This window comes from Chelativorans petroleitrophicus, assembly GCF_025398195.1.
Classification (GTDB): Bacteria; Pseudomonadota; Alphaproteobacteria; order Rhizobiales; family Rhizobiaceae; genus Chelativorans; species Chelativorans petroleitrophicus.
Genome location: NZ_JAODNV010000004.1, coordinates 54,417 through 68,441, shown reverse-complemented (window position 1 = coordinate 68,441; position 14,025 = coordinate 54,417). Strand labels below are relative to the sequence as shown.

At 63.6% G+C, this 14,025-nt stretch carries 17 protein-coding genes; 7 read left to right on the top strand and 10 right to left on the bottom strand.

Going from position 1 to position 14,025, the window contains the following annotated elements; translation table 11 throughout:
• Positions 1–966 carry an NAD(+) diphosphatase gene (nudC, locus tag NYR54_RS02190; RefSeq protein ID WP_261513792.1) on the bottom strand — a complete coding sequence of 322 codons (966 nt, stop codon included), beginning with the start codon at positions 964–966 and terminating at the stop codon, positions 1–3.
• Positions 967–968: 2 nt separating this feature from the next.
• Positions 969–1,979, bottom strand: a complete 1,011-nt coding sequence (locus tag NYR54_RS02185; protein WP_261513791.1) for an NAD(P)H-quinone oxidoreductase — start codon at positions 1,977–1,979, stop codon at positions 969–971.
• 132 nt (positions 1,980–2,111) lie between these two features.
• Here NYR54_RS02185 and NYR54_RS02180 point away from each other — a divergent pair, with 132 nt between their 5' ends.
• The gene (locus NYR54_RS02180; protein ID WP_261513790.1) at positions 2,112–2,297 is read left to right on the top strand and encodes a DUF1192 domain-containing protein; all 186 of its coding nucleotides are present in this window, start codon (positions 2,112–2,114) and stop codon (positions 2,295–2,297) included.
• Positions 2,298–2,349: 52 nt separating this feature from the next.
• Positions 2,350–3,636: an MFS transporter gene (locus NYR54_RS02175; RefSeq protein ID WP_261513789.1), complete on the top strand. Its 1,287-nt coding sequence runs from the start codon at positions 2,350–2,352 to the stop codon at positions 3,634–3,636.
• A gap of 90 nt (positions 3,637–3,726) precedes the next feature.
• Here NYR54_RS02175 and NYR54_RS02170 read toward each other — a convergent pair whose 3' ends face one another.
• The 4 genes from NYR54_RS02170 to NYR54_RS02155 form a co-directional block, all read right to left on the bottom strand.
• On the bottom strand, positions 3,727–3,915 hold the full coding sequence (locus NYR54_RS02170; RefSeq protein WP_261513787.1) for a YdcH family protein: 189 nt from the start codon (positions 3,913–3,915) through the stop codon (positions 3,727–3,729).
• Positions 3,916–4,150: 235 nt separating this feature from the next.
• Entirely contained in the window at positions 4,151–4,651 is a 501-nt protein-coding gene (locus tag NYR54_RS02165; RefSeq protein ID WP_261513786.1) for an invasion associated locus B family protein, read from the bottom strand.
• A 248-nt stretch (positions 4,652–4,899) separates the two neighbouring features.
• Positions 4,900–5,274 carry a YkvA family protein gene (locus NYR54_RS02160; protein WP_261513785.1) on the bottom strand — a complete coding sequence of 125 codons (375 nt, stop codon included), beginning with the start codon at positions 5,272–5,274 and terminating at the stop codon, positions 4,900–4,902.
• A gap of 75 nt (positions 5,275–5,349) precedes the next feature.
• Positions 5,350–5,646 carry a 4a-hydroxytetrahydrobiopterin dehydratase gene (locus NYR54_RS02155; protein WP_261513783.1) on the bottom strand — a complete coding sequence of 99 codons (297 nt, stop codon included), beginning with the start codon at positions 5,644–5,646 and terminating at the stop codon, positions 5,350–5,352.
• A gap of 50 nt (positions 5,647–5,696) precedes the next feature.
• Here NYR54_RS02155 and NYR54_RS02150 point away from each other — a divergent pair, with 50 nt between their 5' ends.
• Positions 5,697–6,218 (top strand): low molecular weight protein-tyrosine-phosphatase, encoded by a 522-nt coding sequence (locus NYR54_RS02150; protein WP_261513781.1) that lies wholly within the window; start codon positions 5,697–5,699, stop codon positions 6,216–6,218.
• Here the strand turns inward: NYR54_RS02150 and thpR are convergent.
• Positions 6,119–6,718, bottom strand: a complete 600-nt coding sequence (gene thpR, locus NYR54_RS02145) for an RNA 2',3'-cyclic phosphodiesterase (protein WP_261513780.1) — start codon at positions 6,716–6,718, stop codon at positions 6,119–6,121. The two genes, NYR54_RS02150 and thpR, sit on opposite strands and share 100 nt — an antisense overlap.
• Positions 6,719–6,794: 76 nt before the next feature.
• Complete coding sequence (locus tag NYR54_RS02140; RefSeq protein ID WP_423738550.1) at positions 6,795–7,469, bottom strand: arylesterase; 675 nt, start codon at positions 7,467–7,469, stop codon at positions 6,795–6,797.
• Positions 7,470–7,531: 62 nt separating this feature from the next.
• On the opposite strand from NYR54_RS02140, the gene NYR54_RS02135 reads away from it, so the two are divergent.
• From NYR54_RS02135 to NYR54_RS02120, 4 genes are all read left to right on the top strand, one after another.
• Complete coding sequence (locus tag NYR54_RS02135; RefSeq protein WP_261513777.1) at positions 7,532–8,251, top strand: ABC transporter ATP-binding protein; 720 nt, start codon at positions 7,532–7,534, stop codon at positions 8,249–8,251.
• Positions 8,252–8,360: 109 nt separating this feature from the next.
• The gene (locus tag NYR54_RS02130) at positions 8,361–10,859 is read left to right on the top strand and encodes an ABC transporter permease (RefSeq protein ID WP_261514064.1); all 2,499 of its coding nucleotides are present in this window, start codon (positions 8,361–8,363) and stop codon (positions 10,857–10,859) included.
• Positions 10,860–11,073: 214 nt separating this feature from the next.
• Positions 11,074–11,814: a Bax inhibitor-1/YccA family protein gene (locus NYR54_RS02125; protein WP_261513776.1), complete on the top strand. Its 741-nt coding sequence runs from the start codon at positions 11,074–11,076 to the stop codon at positions 11,812–11,814.
• 91 nt (positions 11,815–11,905) lie between these two features.
• Positions 11,906–12,475 (top strand): GNAT family N-acetyltransferase, encoded by a 570-nt coding sequence (locus tag NYR54_RS02120; RefSeq protein ID WP_261513775.1) that lies wholly within the window; start codon positions 11,906–11,908, stop codon positions 12,473–12,475.
• Positions 12,476–12,498: 23 nt separating this feature from the next.
• Here the strand turns inward: NYR54_RS02120 and NYR54_RS02115 are convergent, their stop codons facing one another.
• Together NYR54_RS02115 and NYR54_RS02110 are read right to left on the bottom strand one after the other, a co-directional pair.
• The gene (locus NYR54_RS02115) at positions 12,499–12,885 is read right to left on the bottom strand and encodes a DUF2794 domain-containing protein (protein ID WP_261513774.1); all 387 of its coding nucleotides are present in this window, start codon (positions 12,883–12,885) and stop codon (positions 12,499–12,501) included.
• A 375-nt stretch (positions 12,886–13,260) separates the two neighbouring features.
• Positions 13,261–13,998, bottom strand: a complete 738-nt coding sequence (locus NYR54_RS02110) for a DUF1223 domain-containing protein (RefSeq protein WP_261513773.1) — start codon at positions 13,996–13,998, stop codon at positions 13,261–13,263.
• Positions 13,999–14,025: the final 27 nt, after the last annotated feature.

Sequence of the window (14,025 nt, the reverse complement as noted above, 5' to 3'; positions counted from 1 at the left end):
TTAGGGCAGCTCGCCTCGGCTCCAGTCCGAAATGAGCCGGTGGGCGATGCTGCCAACCGGCGGGACCGAGACGCCTTCGCCCGTCGGGTTTTCGAGCATTTCCACCACCTGGGCGCGGGAGAACCAGCGGCAATCTTCGAGCTCGGTGCCGTCGAACCGGATCTCCGCCGACAGCGCCTCGCCGTAGCAGCCGATCATCAGCGAGTGGGGAAACGGCCAAGGCTGGCTGGCATGGTAGCGAACGCGGCCGAGAACGATGCCGGATTCCTCGCGCGTTTCGCGGCGTACCGCGTCCTCGATCGTCTCGCCCGGCTCCAGGAAGCCGGCCAGGCACGAGAACATGCCGGAACGGAAATGCGGGCTGCGCCCGAGCAGGCAGGAATCGGTCCGCTCGTCCACCGCAAGCATGATGACCACAGGGTCCGTGCGCGGGAACAGCTCCTTCGCGCAGGCCCGGCAGCGTCGCCGGTATCCGCCGCATTCGGCTTGGGTCGGTCCGCCGCAGCGGCCGCAGAAGCGGGCAGACGCATTCCAGGTGACGAGGCTTGCACCCTGCGCCACCTCGCCGAGCAACGCTGCTGGCAGAAGCTGCTGCATGTAAAGGGAGCGGCAATCGACCGCCTTCAAGCCAGGCGGCAATTGCTCCGGATCGACCCTGACGGGGACCATCAGCCGCGGCGCCTCGCCCCTCGCATAGCCAAGCAGCACCGCGTTTTCCAGATCGGGCCTGAGAGCGGAAAGATCGCGCAGGCGGAACAACGCCTGCGGAGCGGAACCTTCCGATGCAAGCACGATCCGGCCTTCCGCGATGGCGTAGGCCAGCGCCCTTTCATGCCGGAGCGCTTCCTCAAGGCAGCCTTCCGGCCGCGCTTCCGACCTGCGGTCGAGCCCGTTGCCGGCAAAAGCGGTTAGCCGGCTCGGCTCCGGACTGGTGCCCTGAAAGAGCGAATGCAAGGCGCGGTTCATGCTTATGCCACGTCCAGCACAATCTTGCCGATATGCGCACCCGCCTCCATGCGCTGGTGGGCCCGCCAGGCTTCGCGCAGCGGAAAGATCATGTCCATGACCGGAGAGATTTTGCGGGAGGCAAGCAGCGGCCACACACGGGTTTCAAGCTCCGCAGCGATCCGAGCCTTGAAGGCGACCGATCGTGGCCTCAGGGTCGAGCCGGTGTGGGTCAGCCTTTTCATCATCAGCTTGGCGAAATTCGCCTCCGCCTTGGCGCCGCTCAGAAGGGCGATCTGCACGATCCGCCCGTCCTCGGCCGCCGCCGCATAGTTGCGGTCGACGTAGTCGCCGCCCACCATGTCGAGAATCACATCGGCACCCGCGCCTCCGGTGGCCTCCTTCACGGCCAGCACGAAATCCTCCTGCCGGTAGTTGATGGCGCGGACGGCACCCAGCTTCAGACAGGCCTCGCATTTCTCGGGCGAACCGGCCGTGACGATCACCTTAGCGCCGAAGGCGGTGGCGAGCTGAATGGCCGTCGTGCCGATACCCGAGGAGCCGCCGTGAACCAGCAATGTCTCTCCCGCTTTGAGCCCGCCACGCTCGAACACGTTGTGCCAGACGGTAAAAAAGGTCTCGGGCAGGGCGGCGGCCTCTGTAAAGGTAAAGCCGTGCGGAATGGGAAGCGCGTTGCTCTCGTGCACGAGACAATATTGCGCATAGCCGCCGCCGGGTGTCAGAGCCGTCACCTGGTCGCCGATCCGCCAGCGTTTCACGCCGCTGCCGACAGCTGCGACCTCCCCGGCCGCCTCCAGCCCGGGCAGATCCGAGGCGCCTGGAGGCGGCGGGTAGGTGCCTCTGCGCTGGTGAACATCTGGCCGGTTCACGCCTGCCGCCTTGACCCGGATCAGGATTTCGCCCTCACCGGGTAAGGGCACGGGCCGCTGTTCCGGCTTGAGTACCGTAGGCCCGCCAGGCTCCGTGATGGCGACCACCGTCATCGTCTCGGGAAGATCCGTCTGTTGCGTCATGGCGGAGACCTCTCCAGGGAACGCTGCGTGCAATACTTCATAAACCGCCGGCAGCAGGAATTACATTGCCTCACGGTAGGTCGCTTATGTATTGTCTCAGTCCATCCTGCAACGAATTTGCGGAATGGGACCATGGAGGACGATGTGGCGGCAAGGCCGCCCGGCTACACTATCGGACAGGATATTTCGACCCTTTCCGTGGAGGAACTGGAACGAAGCATCGTGCTCCTGCGCGAAGAGGCCGAGCGGCTGGAGCGGGAGCTGCGGGCCAGGGGATCCACCAAGGCAGTGGCGGAAGCGCTCTTTCGCCGCAATTGATATTTAGCCGGTGGGCCCACCATACGGCCCGATTCGAGAGGCTCGGCCCTTCATGCTCTCTTCCTTTGGATCCATTCTTGCGCTGCTCCTCGGTACGGCGTTTCTCCTGGCAGGATCAGGGCTTTTCGGGTTGCTGCTTCCCCTGCGCGGCCAGGTGGAAGGTTTTTCCACCGCCGCGCTCGGCTTGTTGGGCACGGGCTGGTCGGCTGGCTTCATTGCGGGCTGCTTCCTGGCGCCGCGGCTCGTCCGCCGCGTGGGCCATGTACGGGCCTTCGGGGCCTTCGCTTCTTCGGGTGCCATCGTCGCTCTTGTTTCGGGCATGTGGATCGATGCGACGGGCTGGCTTCTTCTGCGCTCCTGTACCGGATTCACCATGGCCGGCGCCTATATGGTCATCGAAAGCTGGCTCAACGAGCGCTCCACTAACGAGACGCGCGGCACGGTCTTCGGCCTCTACATGATGGTCACGCATGCTGCCATCATGGCGGGGCAGATGACGGTGGTGCTGGGCGACGTCTCGACGCCGTATCTTTTCATGGCGACCGGCATCCTTTTCTGCCTGGCGCTACTGCCCACGGCGGTCTCCACCGCGGTAACCCCCGCGCCGCTGGCGGACGTGAAGCTCGACCTCAAGGGGCTTTATGCGAATTCGCCGATTTCCGTCGTCGGATGCTTTCTGATCGGCGTGGCGAATGGTGCCTGGGGCACGCTCGGCGCGGTCTATGGAGCGGAAATCGGCATTTCCACCTTTGAGATCGCCGTCATGATGAGCATGGCCGTGATTGCCGGAGCGGCGGCGCAGATGCCGGTGGGTCGGTTGTCCGACCGTACGGATCGCCGGTTCGTGCTGGCGGGCGCTGCGCTGGCTGCGGCGCTGATCGGGCTTACGGTCTATGTCATGGCGCCGCGCATGGGCTGGATCGTCATCATCATGACCGGCCTGTACGGGCTGCTCGCCTATACGCTCTATTCCATCGCCGTGGCCCATGCGAACGACCACGCCGCGTCGACGGATTTCGTCAAGGTGTCGAGCGGGCTTTTGCTGCTTTACGGCGCAGGCACCATGGCGGGGCCGCTGCTTGCAGGCGCCGCGATGGAGTGGCTGCGGCCCGAAAGCCTCTTCCTCGTGACGGCTGCTGCGCATCTGGGCATTGCCGTTTACGCCGCGCTGCGCATCTCGCGCCGGGCGCCCGTGCCTGTCGAGGAGCGCGAGGCCTTCGCCGTGCTTCCGGCAGAGCGGGCCGTTACGCCGCAAAGTGTGATGCTCGATCCACGCGCCGATGCCGAGGATGCCGATCAGCCGGCAGCGGAAAAGGCCGAACCGGCGGCGGTGAAGTAATTCCGCCACGCTCGCGCGTATCGTATTCCGGCCCGCCTGCTGCCGCAGGCGGATCCGGCGCCAAACTAAGCGGCGCTCCGGTTGCGCCAGTCAGTGCCTGGTCTGACTGTCCTTGGCTGCCTTGATCCGTTCCATTTCGTCCTTGATGGCCAGCTTGCGTCGCTTGAGCTGGGCGATTTCGAATGCATCCACCGAGGGATGCGCCATGGCGTCGTCGATCTCGCGCTGGAGGTCGCCGTGCTTCTTCCGCAGCTCTGCAAGATGGGATTCAAGAGACATGGGTGCTCTCCATGGGGTTCCTCGACCACCGCCCGGAATGCGCCCGCCGTGCACCAAGGCGGTGTCAGGACAGTCTGCCACCGTTTTGCATGGATGTCGAATGCTGATGGGCACAAAAGCGAATTCCGGCCCGCGCAAAGGGAGTACCGGGATTGGTCAAAAAATCACGCCGGCGGCGTGTCCGGCCGGCGTTCAACCGCTGTATGGGAACGTTGGGAGAGCGGATAGGCTCCAGTCACTTGCAGCTCTGGATCGAATCGAGCGCTGCCGTCAGTCCCATCAGGGAGAAAGTGTAGCTCGTATTGTTGCCGCGCCTGGAAACGGCGGAAACCTTCATGTCCGATCCGGCCTTCATGGCTGCGATGAGCTGCGGCTCCTCCGCCGCGTTTTCCATCCAGGCCGACTTGCCCTGCGTGAACATGATGAAGGACCGGTCGCCGACCGTCACGGTCACCTTCGACCCTTCCTGGAAGTCATAGGCGGCGATGAATTGCGGCTCGTAGGCTACGTTCTGCCCGGGCTTCTGGCTGACGAAGAAGAAGATGTCGCCATGATCCAGATTCGCCGGTTCCTTCTGCTTCGGCACGCTCATCACGTAGCAGACCTTGCCGTTGTCGGACCGGTAGCTGTAAGTGCCCCAGTCGCGATGCTGTCCCACAGCGGTGGCCTGCGCAAAGGCCGGCCCGGCGGCAATGACCGTAATCAGCAGTAGAAGCGACGAGATGAAAGCGTGCATTGTCTGACCGTTTCCTCTGCCTGAAATGAGACTACGAAAGCCATCAGGCTCGACCCGATTGCTTCATTTCTATTTAATTTTGGTTACCAAAGGATGATGCCGACCAGGATTTCCCCACCCCGAGACCTTTCTTTGAGACATCAAGAAAGATGAAGCGGCCTGCCCGGTAACGGGCAACACCCGAAACCGTTGAATCGAACGAAAAAGGCAAGAGTTTGACCCGCTTCGGGGCCTCTCCGGCGGGAAGGCTATTCGGGCGGGTCTTTCAGCGCGCGCCGCGCAGCCTCGCGATGGGCGGGCGTAATGTGCGAACGCACGGCGGTAAGTGCGGCCGCCAGAACGGCCACATCGTCGGTAAAGCCGAGGGCGGCGAGGAAATCAGGAATCGTGTCGAAGGGCAGTACGAAATAGAAAAGTGCCGCGATCAGGATGCCGCGCACGCGGGCAGGCGTCTCTCGGTCCAGCGCGCAGAAATAGGCGGCTGCCAGCTCTTCCATGAAGGGAATCTGACGCGCGGCTTTCTTCGCCGTACTCCAGAACTTCCGGCGCACGCTTTCCGAGCGGCGGCTCTCCTCGTGGGGGCCGGCGGGAGACAGAATCTCGCCGATCTTCACGTCATCCATTCACGTCACTCCTGATGGGTAATGTGGGTAGCTACCACTGCAAGTGCAATGGCGGCGCGACTTTCAGGTCGAGCGCTACTTGCCCGCCAGGGCATTCATTCGCCTGGCCAGCTTGAAATCGAGCTGCGTCAGGCCGCCGGCGTCATGGGTGGACAGGACAACGTCCACTTTGTTGTAAACGTTCGTCCACTCCGGATGATGGTCGAGCTTTTCCGCCGTCAGCGCCACCCGCGCCATGAAGCCGAAGGCCTCGTTGAAATCGCGGAACGTGAAGCGGCGTTCGATGGCGTTTCCCGCACGCGCGAACTGCCAGCCGTCGAGTCCGGCCAGCGCCTTTTCCGCCTCCGCCCGGTCCAGCTTCTGTCTTGCCATGGCTGTTCTCCATGCCTATCCGCAAGGAAAGGAAGGATAACGCGCCTGTCATGTCAGCACAGCCCCGCACCGCGATTCTGTTTGTCTGCCTCGGGAATATCTGCCGCTCGCCCCTTGCCGAAGGCGTCCTCCGTGCCGTGGTTTCGGAGCGCGGTCTCGGCAATGCCTTCGAGATCGATTCGGCCGCGCTCGGCAGCTGGCATGCGGGGGAGCCGCCAGATTCGCGCTCGGTCGCCGTGGCGCACCGCTTCGGCGTCGATATCTCCGGCCAGCGGGCGCGACTTATCACGGCGGAGGACTTCGCACGGTTTGACCTCATCTTCGGTATGGACCGGGCCAATGTACGCCGCCTGCGGCAGCTTGCGCCCGAGAAGGCACAGGGTCGTATTCACATGCTGCTTCACTTCGCGCTCGGCCGCGAGGAAGAAGTGCCCGATCCCTATTATGGGGGCGAGGCGGATTTCCTAGCCGTTTATGGCAGGATCCGCGAAGCCTGCGAGGCGCTGGCGGATCGGTTCGCCGCCTGGGATGGCTCGGCCGCCAGCAGCGGCCATGCTTCCTCCACGATATAGGGGCCGCCACCCACCGACTCGCGCGAGGACATGAGCACGAAGCGGTTCACGCGGAACGGCAGTGCGGAGAAATTGCCGCGTGCCGAAAGATAGTTCGCCACCGCATGAGGCGAGGCGTTCTTCAGCCTCGCGAGCGTGACGTGCGGCGTGAACTTGCGCGGATCGGGCGCAAGCCCGATGCGCTGGCAGATGCGCTCGATCTCCGCCTGCAGCGCAAACAGGTCCGGGGAGGAGGCGACGCCCGCCCACACCGCATGCGGCTTTTTCTGGCCGAACGCGCCGACGCCGGACAGGGTAAGCTGGAAAGAAGGCCGCCTTACCCTGTCGAGCGCGCTTGCTATCTCGTCGGCCACGTGGCCTTCCACGTCGCCGATAAAGCGCAGCGTGAGATGATAGTCTTCGACGTCCACCCAGCGCGCTCCCGGCAGGCCGCCGCGCAGCAGCGAGAGCGAAAGGGCCGCATCGCGTGGGATTTCGAGGGCGGTGAACAGTCGCGGCATGGCAACCTCCTCGATTCGCGTCGTCAGCTCAGCGAATCATTCATTTCGGGTGGGGGCAAGCGGTTTTCTCAGACCTTCACATGTCCGTCCTCTCCTTCGCGACTAGGGGCTCGACGGCGGGAAGCACATTCTCCACCATAAGAGCCACGCCCTGCGCGTTGGGGTGCATCCGGTCGTCGAGCTGCATGGCGGCGTTGCCGGCCACACCTTCCAGGAAGAACGGCACCAGCGGCAGATCATGCTTTTCCGCCAACCGGGGGTAGATGGCGTTGAACGCCTCCTGGTAGTCCGGTCCGAGATTGGGCGCGGCGTACATGCCCACGAGCAGTATGTTAACGCCCCGCTCCTTCAGCCGGGTGATCATCGCTTCCAGATTCTTTTCGGTGGCCGAAGGGGAAAGTCCACGCAGCATGTCGTTGGCGCCCAGTTCAAGGATCACGAGGTCCGTGCCGTCCGGCACCGACCAGTCGAGCCGCGAAAGGCCCCCGCTGGTGGTGTCGCCTGACACACCGGCATTGGTCACGGTCACCTCATGGCCGCGTGCTGCGAGCGCCTTTTCAAGCTGTTCGGGAAAGCTTTCTCCGGGTGCAAGCTGATAGCCAGCCATCAGGCTGTCGCCGAACCCGATGATGCGAAAGGGCTCGGCCATTGCCGGCGCTGCCGCGAACACCATCAGGAAAACTGCGGCGGATGACAATCTCGTGATCGGGAAAACTATTCCGAAAATCTTTCCGAAGGATTTGAATATCATAGACCGCCACCCATATCTGCCCAAGCCTGGCCGCAGCTTCTCACATATAGGACGTCTCTTTCGTGACCAAACCCGTGATCGACCTCAAGGATGTCTCCCTGCGCCTCGGAGAGGGGGCATCGACCGTTCAGGTGCTCGACCGTGTCAGCCTTGCGGTGGAACATGGCCATTCAACGGCAATCGTCGGCCCCTCGGGCTCCGGTAAGTCGACGCTGCTGATGGTGATTGCGGGGCTCGAGCGGGTTGACAGCGGTTCCGTGTGGGTGGCGGGCGAACGCATCGACCAGTTGAAGGAGGACGAGGTTGCTGCCTTTCGCGGTCGCATGATCGGGATCGTTTTCCAGTCCTTCCACCTCATTCCCAACATGACAGCGCTGGAGAATGTCGCGGTCCCGCTGGAGCTGGCCGGTCATCCCGATCCTTTCGGTATCGCGCGGGAGGAGCTTGCGGCCGTCGGGCTGAAGGATCGCCTCACCCACTATCCGGGCGAGCTTTCGGGCGGTGAGCAGCAGCGCGTGGCGATTGCGCGGGCGCTTGCCCCGCAGCCCGCCATCATGATCGCCGACGAACCCACCGGCAATCTCGACCAGGCGACGGGCAGGCAGATTGCCGATCTGCTTTTTGCAAGGGCGTGCGAGCGCGACACCACGCTGGTGCTCGTCACCCATGATCCGGCGCTGGCCGCGCGCTGCGCCCGACAGGTCTCCATGCGCTCGGGCCGCATTGAAGAGGCCGCGCTTGCACCCGTCATGGCCGGTGAGGCCCGTGATGTCGCGTATTGATGCCGCCGCGATCGATGTGAAGACCGGCGATCTTTCGCCGGCCCGCCGTCGCGCAGGCGCAACGGCCCTTGCAGGGCTTGTGCTGGCGTTGCGGTTCGCGCTGCGCGAAATGCGCGGCGGACTTTCCGGGTTTGCCGTTTTCCTCGCCTGCATTGCGCTCGGCGTCGCAGCCATCGGCGGCGTGAATTCCGTCGCCCGCGCCATCGACGAGGCGGTGGCGATCCAGGGTCAGGAGCTGCTCGGCGCCGACATCCGGTTCGAGCTCGACCAGCGTGAGGCAACGGAAGCCGAGCGTGCGTGGCTTGAAAGTCTCGGCACGCTTGCCGAAAGCGTCACCATGCGCTCCATGGCGCGGCGCGCCGATGGCACCGACCAGGCGCTGGTGGAGGCGAAGGCGGTCGACGGGCGATATCCGCTCTACGGCACGCTCGTTACTGAACCGTCCCTTCCGCATGACATGCTTTTCGGCCTGCGGGACGGCGCATACGGGGCGGTTGCGCCTGCCCTACTGTTTGACAGGCTCGGTCTTTCCCTTGGCGACCCTATCATGCTCGGTACGCAGGCTTTCGAGCTGCGCGCTAAACTTGTCAGCGAGCCCGACATGATTTCCGAGGGCTTCGCCTTCGCGCCGAGACTCATGGTCTCGCTTGAGGGAATGGCCGCTTCCGGCCTCGTGCAGCCCGGCAGTCTTGTCGAATACGTCTACAAGATCCGCATTGATGAGGGGGCGAGCGACGATGCGTTGAGTGCTTTGAGCGAGGAGGCGGGAGAGCGCTTTCCGCAAGCGGGATGGAGCATTCGCACCCGGCTCAACGCCGCGCCCGCTCTTTCCTCCAATATTGAGCGTTTCTCTCAGTTTCTCACCCTTGTCGGGCTGACGGCTCTCGTGGTGGGAGGCGTCGGCGTGGCGAACGCCGTCCGTGCCTATCTGGATGGAAAACGCGCCGTCATCGCCACCTTCAAGAGTCTTGGCGCCTCCGGCGGTTTCGTCGTGCTCGTCTACCTTCTCCAGATCGGCATCATCGCGCTGATCGGGATCGCGGCGGGGCTGGTGTTCGCGGCCCTCATGCCCTTTGCGGCCAATGCGGCGCTGTCCTCCTTCATCCCGGTGAACAGCGAGGCGGGCATTTATCCGGCCGCGCTCGGCCTCGGTGCGCTCTTCGGAATGCTGACCACGCTTGCCTTTGCCATCCTGCCGCTCGGGCGGGCGCGGGATGTTCCGGCGACGTCCCTCTTCCGCGAAATGGGGATCGACGGCAAAGGCTGGCCACGCCCCGCTTACATCCTGACGGCTATCTTCATCGCCATAATCCTCGCCGGTCTCGCCATCCTCTATACCGAGGAGCGCCGGATCGCCGTGATCTTCGTCGGTGCGGCGGTGGCGGCCTTCATCGTGCTGCGCGGTGTGGGCTGGGCCGTGCAGGCGCTGGCCCGGCGTGCTCCCCCCGTCCGTTCAACGGTGCTGCGACTCGCTATCGGCAACATCCACCGCCCGGGCGCACTCACGCCCTCCGTCGTGCTCTCGCTTGGCCTCGGGCTTACGCTGCTTTCCACGCTAGCATTGATCGATGGCAATCTGCGCCGGCAGGTCTCTGGAAGCCTGCCTGAACGCGCACCGAACTTCTTCTTTGTCGATATTCAGCCGCATGAGGTGGAGGATTTCGCCGCACTACTGGAGGTGGAAGCGCCGCATGGCGAGCTCCTGCGCGTGCCGATGCTGCGCGGAAGGATCACCCATCTGAACGGCATCGACACGCGCGAGATCGAGGTGCCGCCGGAGGGCGCCTGGGTGCTGCGCGGCGACCGCGGCATCACCTACTCTGACGAGCAGCCGGAAAACTCCACATTGGTGGAAGGCGAATGGTGGCCCCAGGGTTACGCGGGCGAGCCGCTCGTCTCCTTCACCGCCCAGGAAGGGAGAGAGCTGGGCCTCGCCCTCGGCGACACGATCACCGTCAATGTGTTGGGCCGCCCGGTCACTGCGCGCATCGCAAGCTTCCGCCAGGTGGAGTGGGAAAGCCTGGCGATGAACTTCGTCATGGTCTTCTCACCCAACACCTTCGCCGGAGCGCCGCATGCATGGCTTGCCACGCTCACAGCGCCCGGCGCTTCGACTGCGGATGAAGCCCGCATCCTCAACGCGGTCACCCGCAATTTTCCGACCGTGACCACCTTGCGCGTGAAGGATGCGCTCGAGGTGGTCAACGAACTTCTCAGCCAGCTCGCCACCGCAATCCGCGCGGCGGCTGCCGTGGCCCTTCAGGCCTCCGTGCTCGTGCTTTCCGGTGCGCTCGCCGCAGGCAACCGGGCGCGGGTGCATGATGCGGTGGTGTTGAAGACGCTTGGCGCCACGCGGCGTACGCTGATCACGGCCTTTTCGCTGGAATATCTTCTGATCGGCCTTGCCACCGCGGTTTTCGCGCTCGGCGCGGGCGCCGTGGCGGGCTGGTATGTCGTCTCGCGGATCATGGCCCTGCCATGGACATTCCTGCCGGAAGTCGCCTTCTCGACGATCGTTATCGCTTTGGTATTGACGGTGGGATTTGGGCTCATCGGCACCTGGCGCGTGCTCGGCCATAAGGCAGCGCCGGTGCTACGGAACCTTTAGGGGTAAGAATTTTTTCCGGCCGGGGCCGCCGGAAATCGAAAATCCAAAATGATCCGGCAGGCTTTTTCGCATTGTGGCGCCTGCATTTCCTGCCTGTAGGACTTGCCACCGTCACGATCAGATATCATATTTGAACGACGCATGCTGGACTCCCGCCAGCGGCGAGCGGCGGCATGCCGAGACCCCGACGGGAGAGTGCGAGAAAGAGGATAATATGGCTGACCTTCGCAACTATCAGACCCGCGTGGCGACTGGCGCCCGCGCCGACGCGGTCATCGACGAGGGCCTGCGCGCGTACATGATCCGGGTTTACAACCTCATGGCCCTGGGTCTTGCGATCACGGGCCTTGTGGGGTGGGGTGCCTTCAACTTTGCGGTGGCGGATGGCCAGTTGACCGCGTTCGGTCAGCTCATCTACGCCAGTGCGTTCCGCTGGGTCGTCATTCTCGCTCCGCTGGCGCTGGTGTTCTTTATGAGCTTCCGCATCCATACGCTCAGCGTATCGGCGGCGCAGACGACGTTCTGGGTTTATGCAGGCCTCGTAGGCCTGTCGCTGTCCACGATCTTCCTCGTCTACACGGGCGAGAGCATCGTGCGGACCTTCTTCATCACGGCGGCCTCCTTTGGTGCGCTTTCGCTCTGGGGCTACACGACGCGGCGTGATCTGACCGGAATGGGCTCGTTTCTGTTCATGGGCCTTATCGGCCTGATCCTCGCCTCGATCGTGAACATTTTCCTCGGCTCCTCCGCCCTGCAGTTCGCCATTTCGGTCATCGGCGTGCTGGTGTTCGCGGGGCTCACCGCCTACGACACGCAGCAGATCAAGGAGATGTACTACGAGGGCGACAGCACGCTGGTCGCCGGCCGCAAGGCCATCATGGGCGCGCTGCGGCTTTATCTCGACTTTATCAACCTGTTCATGTTCCTGCTGCAGTTCCTCGGCAATCGCGAGTAGGGGCGCGGGAGCAGGAATTCAAAAAGGGCGGTTCTGACCGCCCTTTTTCGTTGGCCGGGACTGCGGACCATGTGAGAGGGGAAAACCATCTATGGAACTTGTTGTGATCCGCCCGTCGGCGCCCGCCGACTTGCCTGCGATCACCAGGATTTATGGGTACGCCGTCGCCACCGGCACGGCAAGTTACGAACTCGAGCCGCCAAGTCTGGAGGAGATGACAGCGCGGCGGGAGGCCTTGGTCGCCAAGGGATTTCCTTATCTGGTCGCAGAGAGGGGCGGGGAGGTGCTGGGTTATGCCTATGCCGGCCCGTTCCGCCCGCGGCGCGCCTACCGTTTCATGGTAGAGGATTCGATCTATGTGGCGCCGGAGGCGCAGGGGCAGGGGGTCGGCCGGCAACTGCTACAGGCGCTGATCGGGGAATGCGAACGGCTCGGCTTCCGGCAGATCGCGGCTGTGATCGGCGACGGCTCGGCAGAAAGCCCCTCGGTGCGGCTTCATGCGGCGCTCGGCTTCCGCCACGCAGGCGCGCTCCATGCAAGCGGCTACAAGCACGGCCGCTGGCTCGACACCGTATTCATGCAGCTTTCGCTCAATGGCGGCAGCGCAAGGCCGCCCGATCCTGAGTCGCTGCCCGAACGGCTCTTTCGCGAGGGATTGTGAAATCGCTGCGAATGCGGCGGCGCTTATGTTCCCACCAGCCTGAACTTCTTGTCGAAGACGGACAGCACGCGATCGAGCTCATGGCCGCGCTTGAGGATGAGGCCGGTTGCCGTGACCACGCTGTAGGCGCCCTGCCGTCGTGCCAGCTTCGGATTCTTCACGATCTGGTAGAGAGGTACTTCGCTCGTGCGGCGGAAAACGGAGAAAATGGCCCCGTCCGGAGTATGGTCTATGGCGTAGTCGCGCCACTCGCCCGCTGCCACCATTCGGCCGTAAAGCCGGAGGATCTGGTCCAGCTCCCGCCGGTTGAAGGTCACGGGCAGGCCCAGCCTTGCCTTTCGTGCCTCGCCCAGCGAGACGAGATTTGCGTACCCGTCCCCATCCTCCCCTGAACCTGCAAAATCTGTCATTCCGCTATCACCCTCGACACCGGCATTAATCAAAGGTGGCGTGCCGGGACGGGAAAAGCAACCCCGGAGGCGATCTGGACTAATCAGCCGCTTACTCACGCATAAAGACCGCGTGTCGGATATGGTGATCGTCTGCCCTATTCTTGCCGTCTTATTTCCAAGCTTGCGCCCGATTTTACGGCGACCATTCGACCGTTGCCTGAGACGGTTCGATCCGGAGCGGCTCCGTACCCCAAGCCCCCCCGCCCACGGGGTCGTTGCCGGATCGAACCAACTCTGGACGCGTAGGGCGTCTTCGGTACTTAGTTTTCAATGCTTTCTTCTGCCAGCGCCGATATGGGCTCTTCGCCCGTATCGGTTTTTTGTTTTGCCTGGCTACCAGGACGCCGAAGCGCGCGCCGCGCCTAAGATCCGGCCGGGGCGGCCTGCCGCATCCACGGCCTGCAGCAGAACGGCGCAATGCCCGCCTTTTCGGGCAATCTCGCTCATCGGCAGTTCCATGCGCATGGCATCGCCATGCCACATGCCCATGATCTGGAAGCTTGTGACGATGTTTCGATAATCGATCGTGCGACCGCTGTTTTCTCCGCCGCGGATGTCGACGACCTTGCGTGGTTCGTAGAAGGCGAGAATGACATGAGCGTCGGCGGAAGCCGCAGCACTGCCTATCTCGATGACGATGCTGCGGCCTGGATAGGACAGCGCCACATCGACGGCGAGCTTGCCTGAATTCCGCGCAAGCGCCTCATAAAGCGTGTCGCGGTCCGAGCCCACCACGTTCAGGTGTCCGTTCACCACCGCCTGCGGGGTGTAGACGGTGTTTTCGAAAACCTCGCCATATGCGCGCTGCCGGGCGGTGTTCTCAGGCGTGGCAAGATAGTCCTTCCAGCCGAGATAGTCCCAGTAGTCCACGTGATAGGTGAGCACGACGAGATCGTCGCGCTCGGCGAGCTCGACAAAGAGAGCGTCCGCCGGCGGACAGGAGCTACAGCCCTGGCTCGTGAAAAGCTCTACCACCGCGGCAGGCTTTTCCTGGGCGCGCGCGCGAAGCGGCATCGGCACGAGCAGGAGTCCGAGCTTCAGCAGGCATCTGCGCGTGGCCAGAATGGACATTTTGCTCCGTTCGTCCGTGGTTTCAGT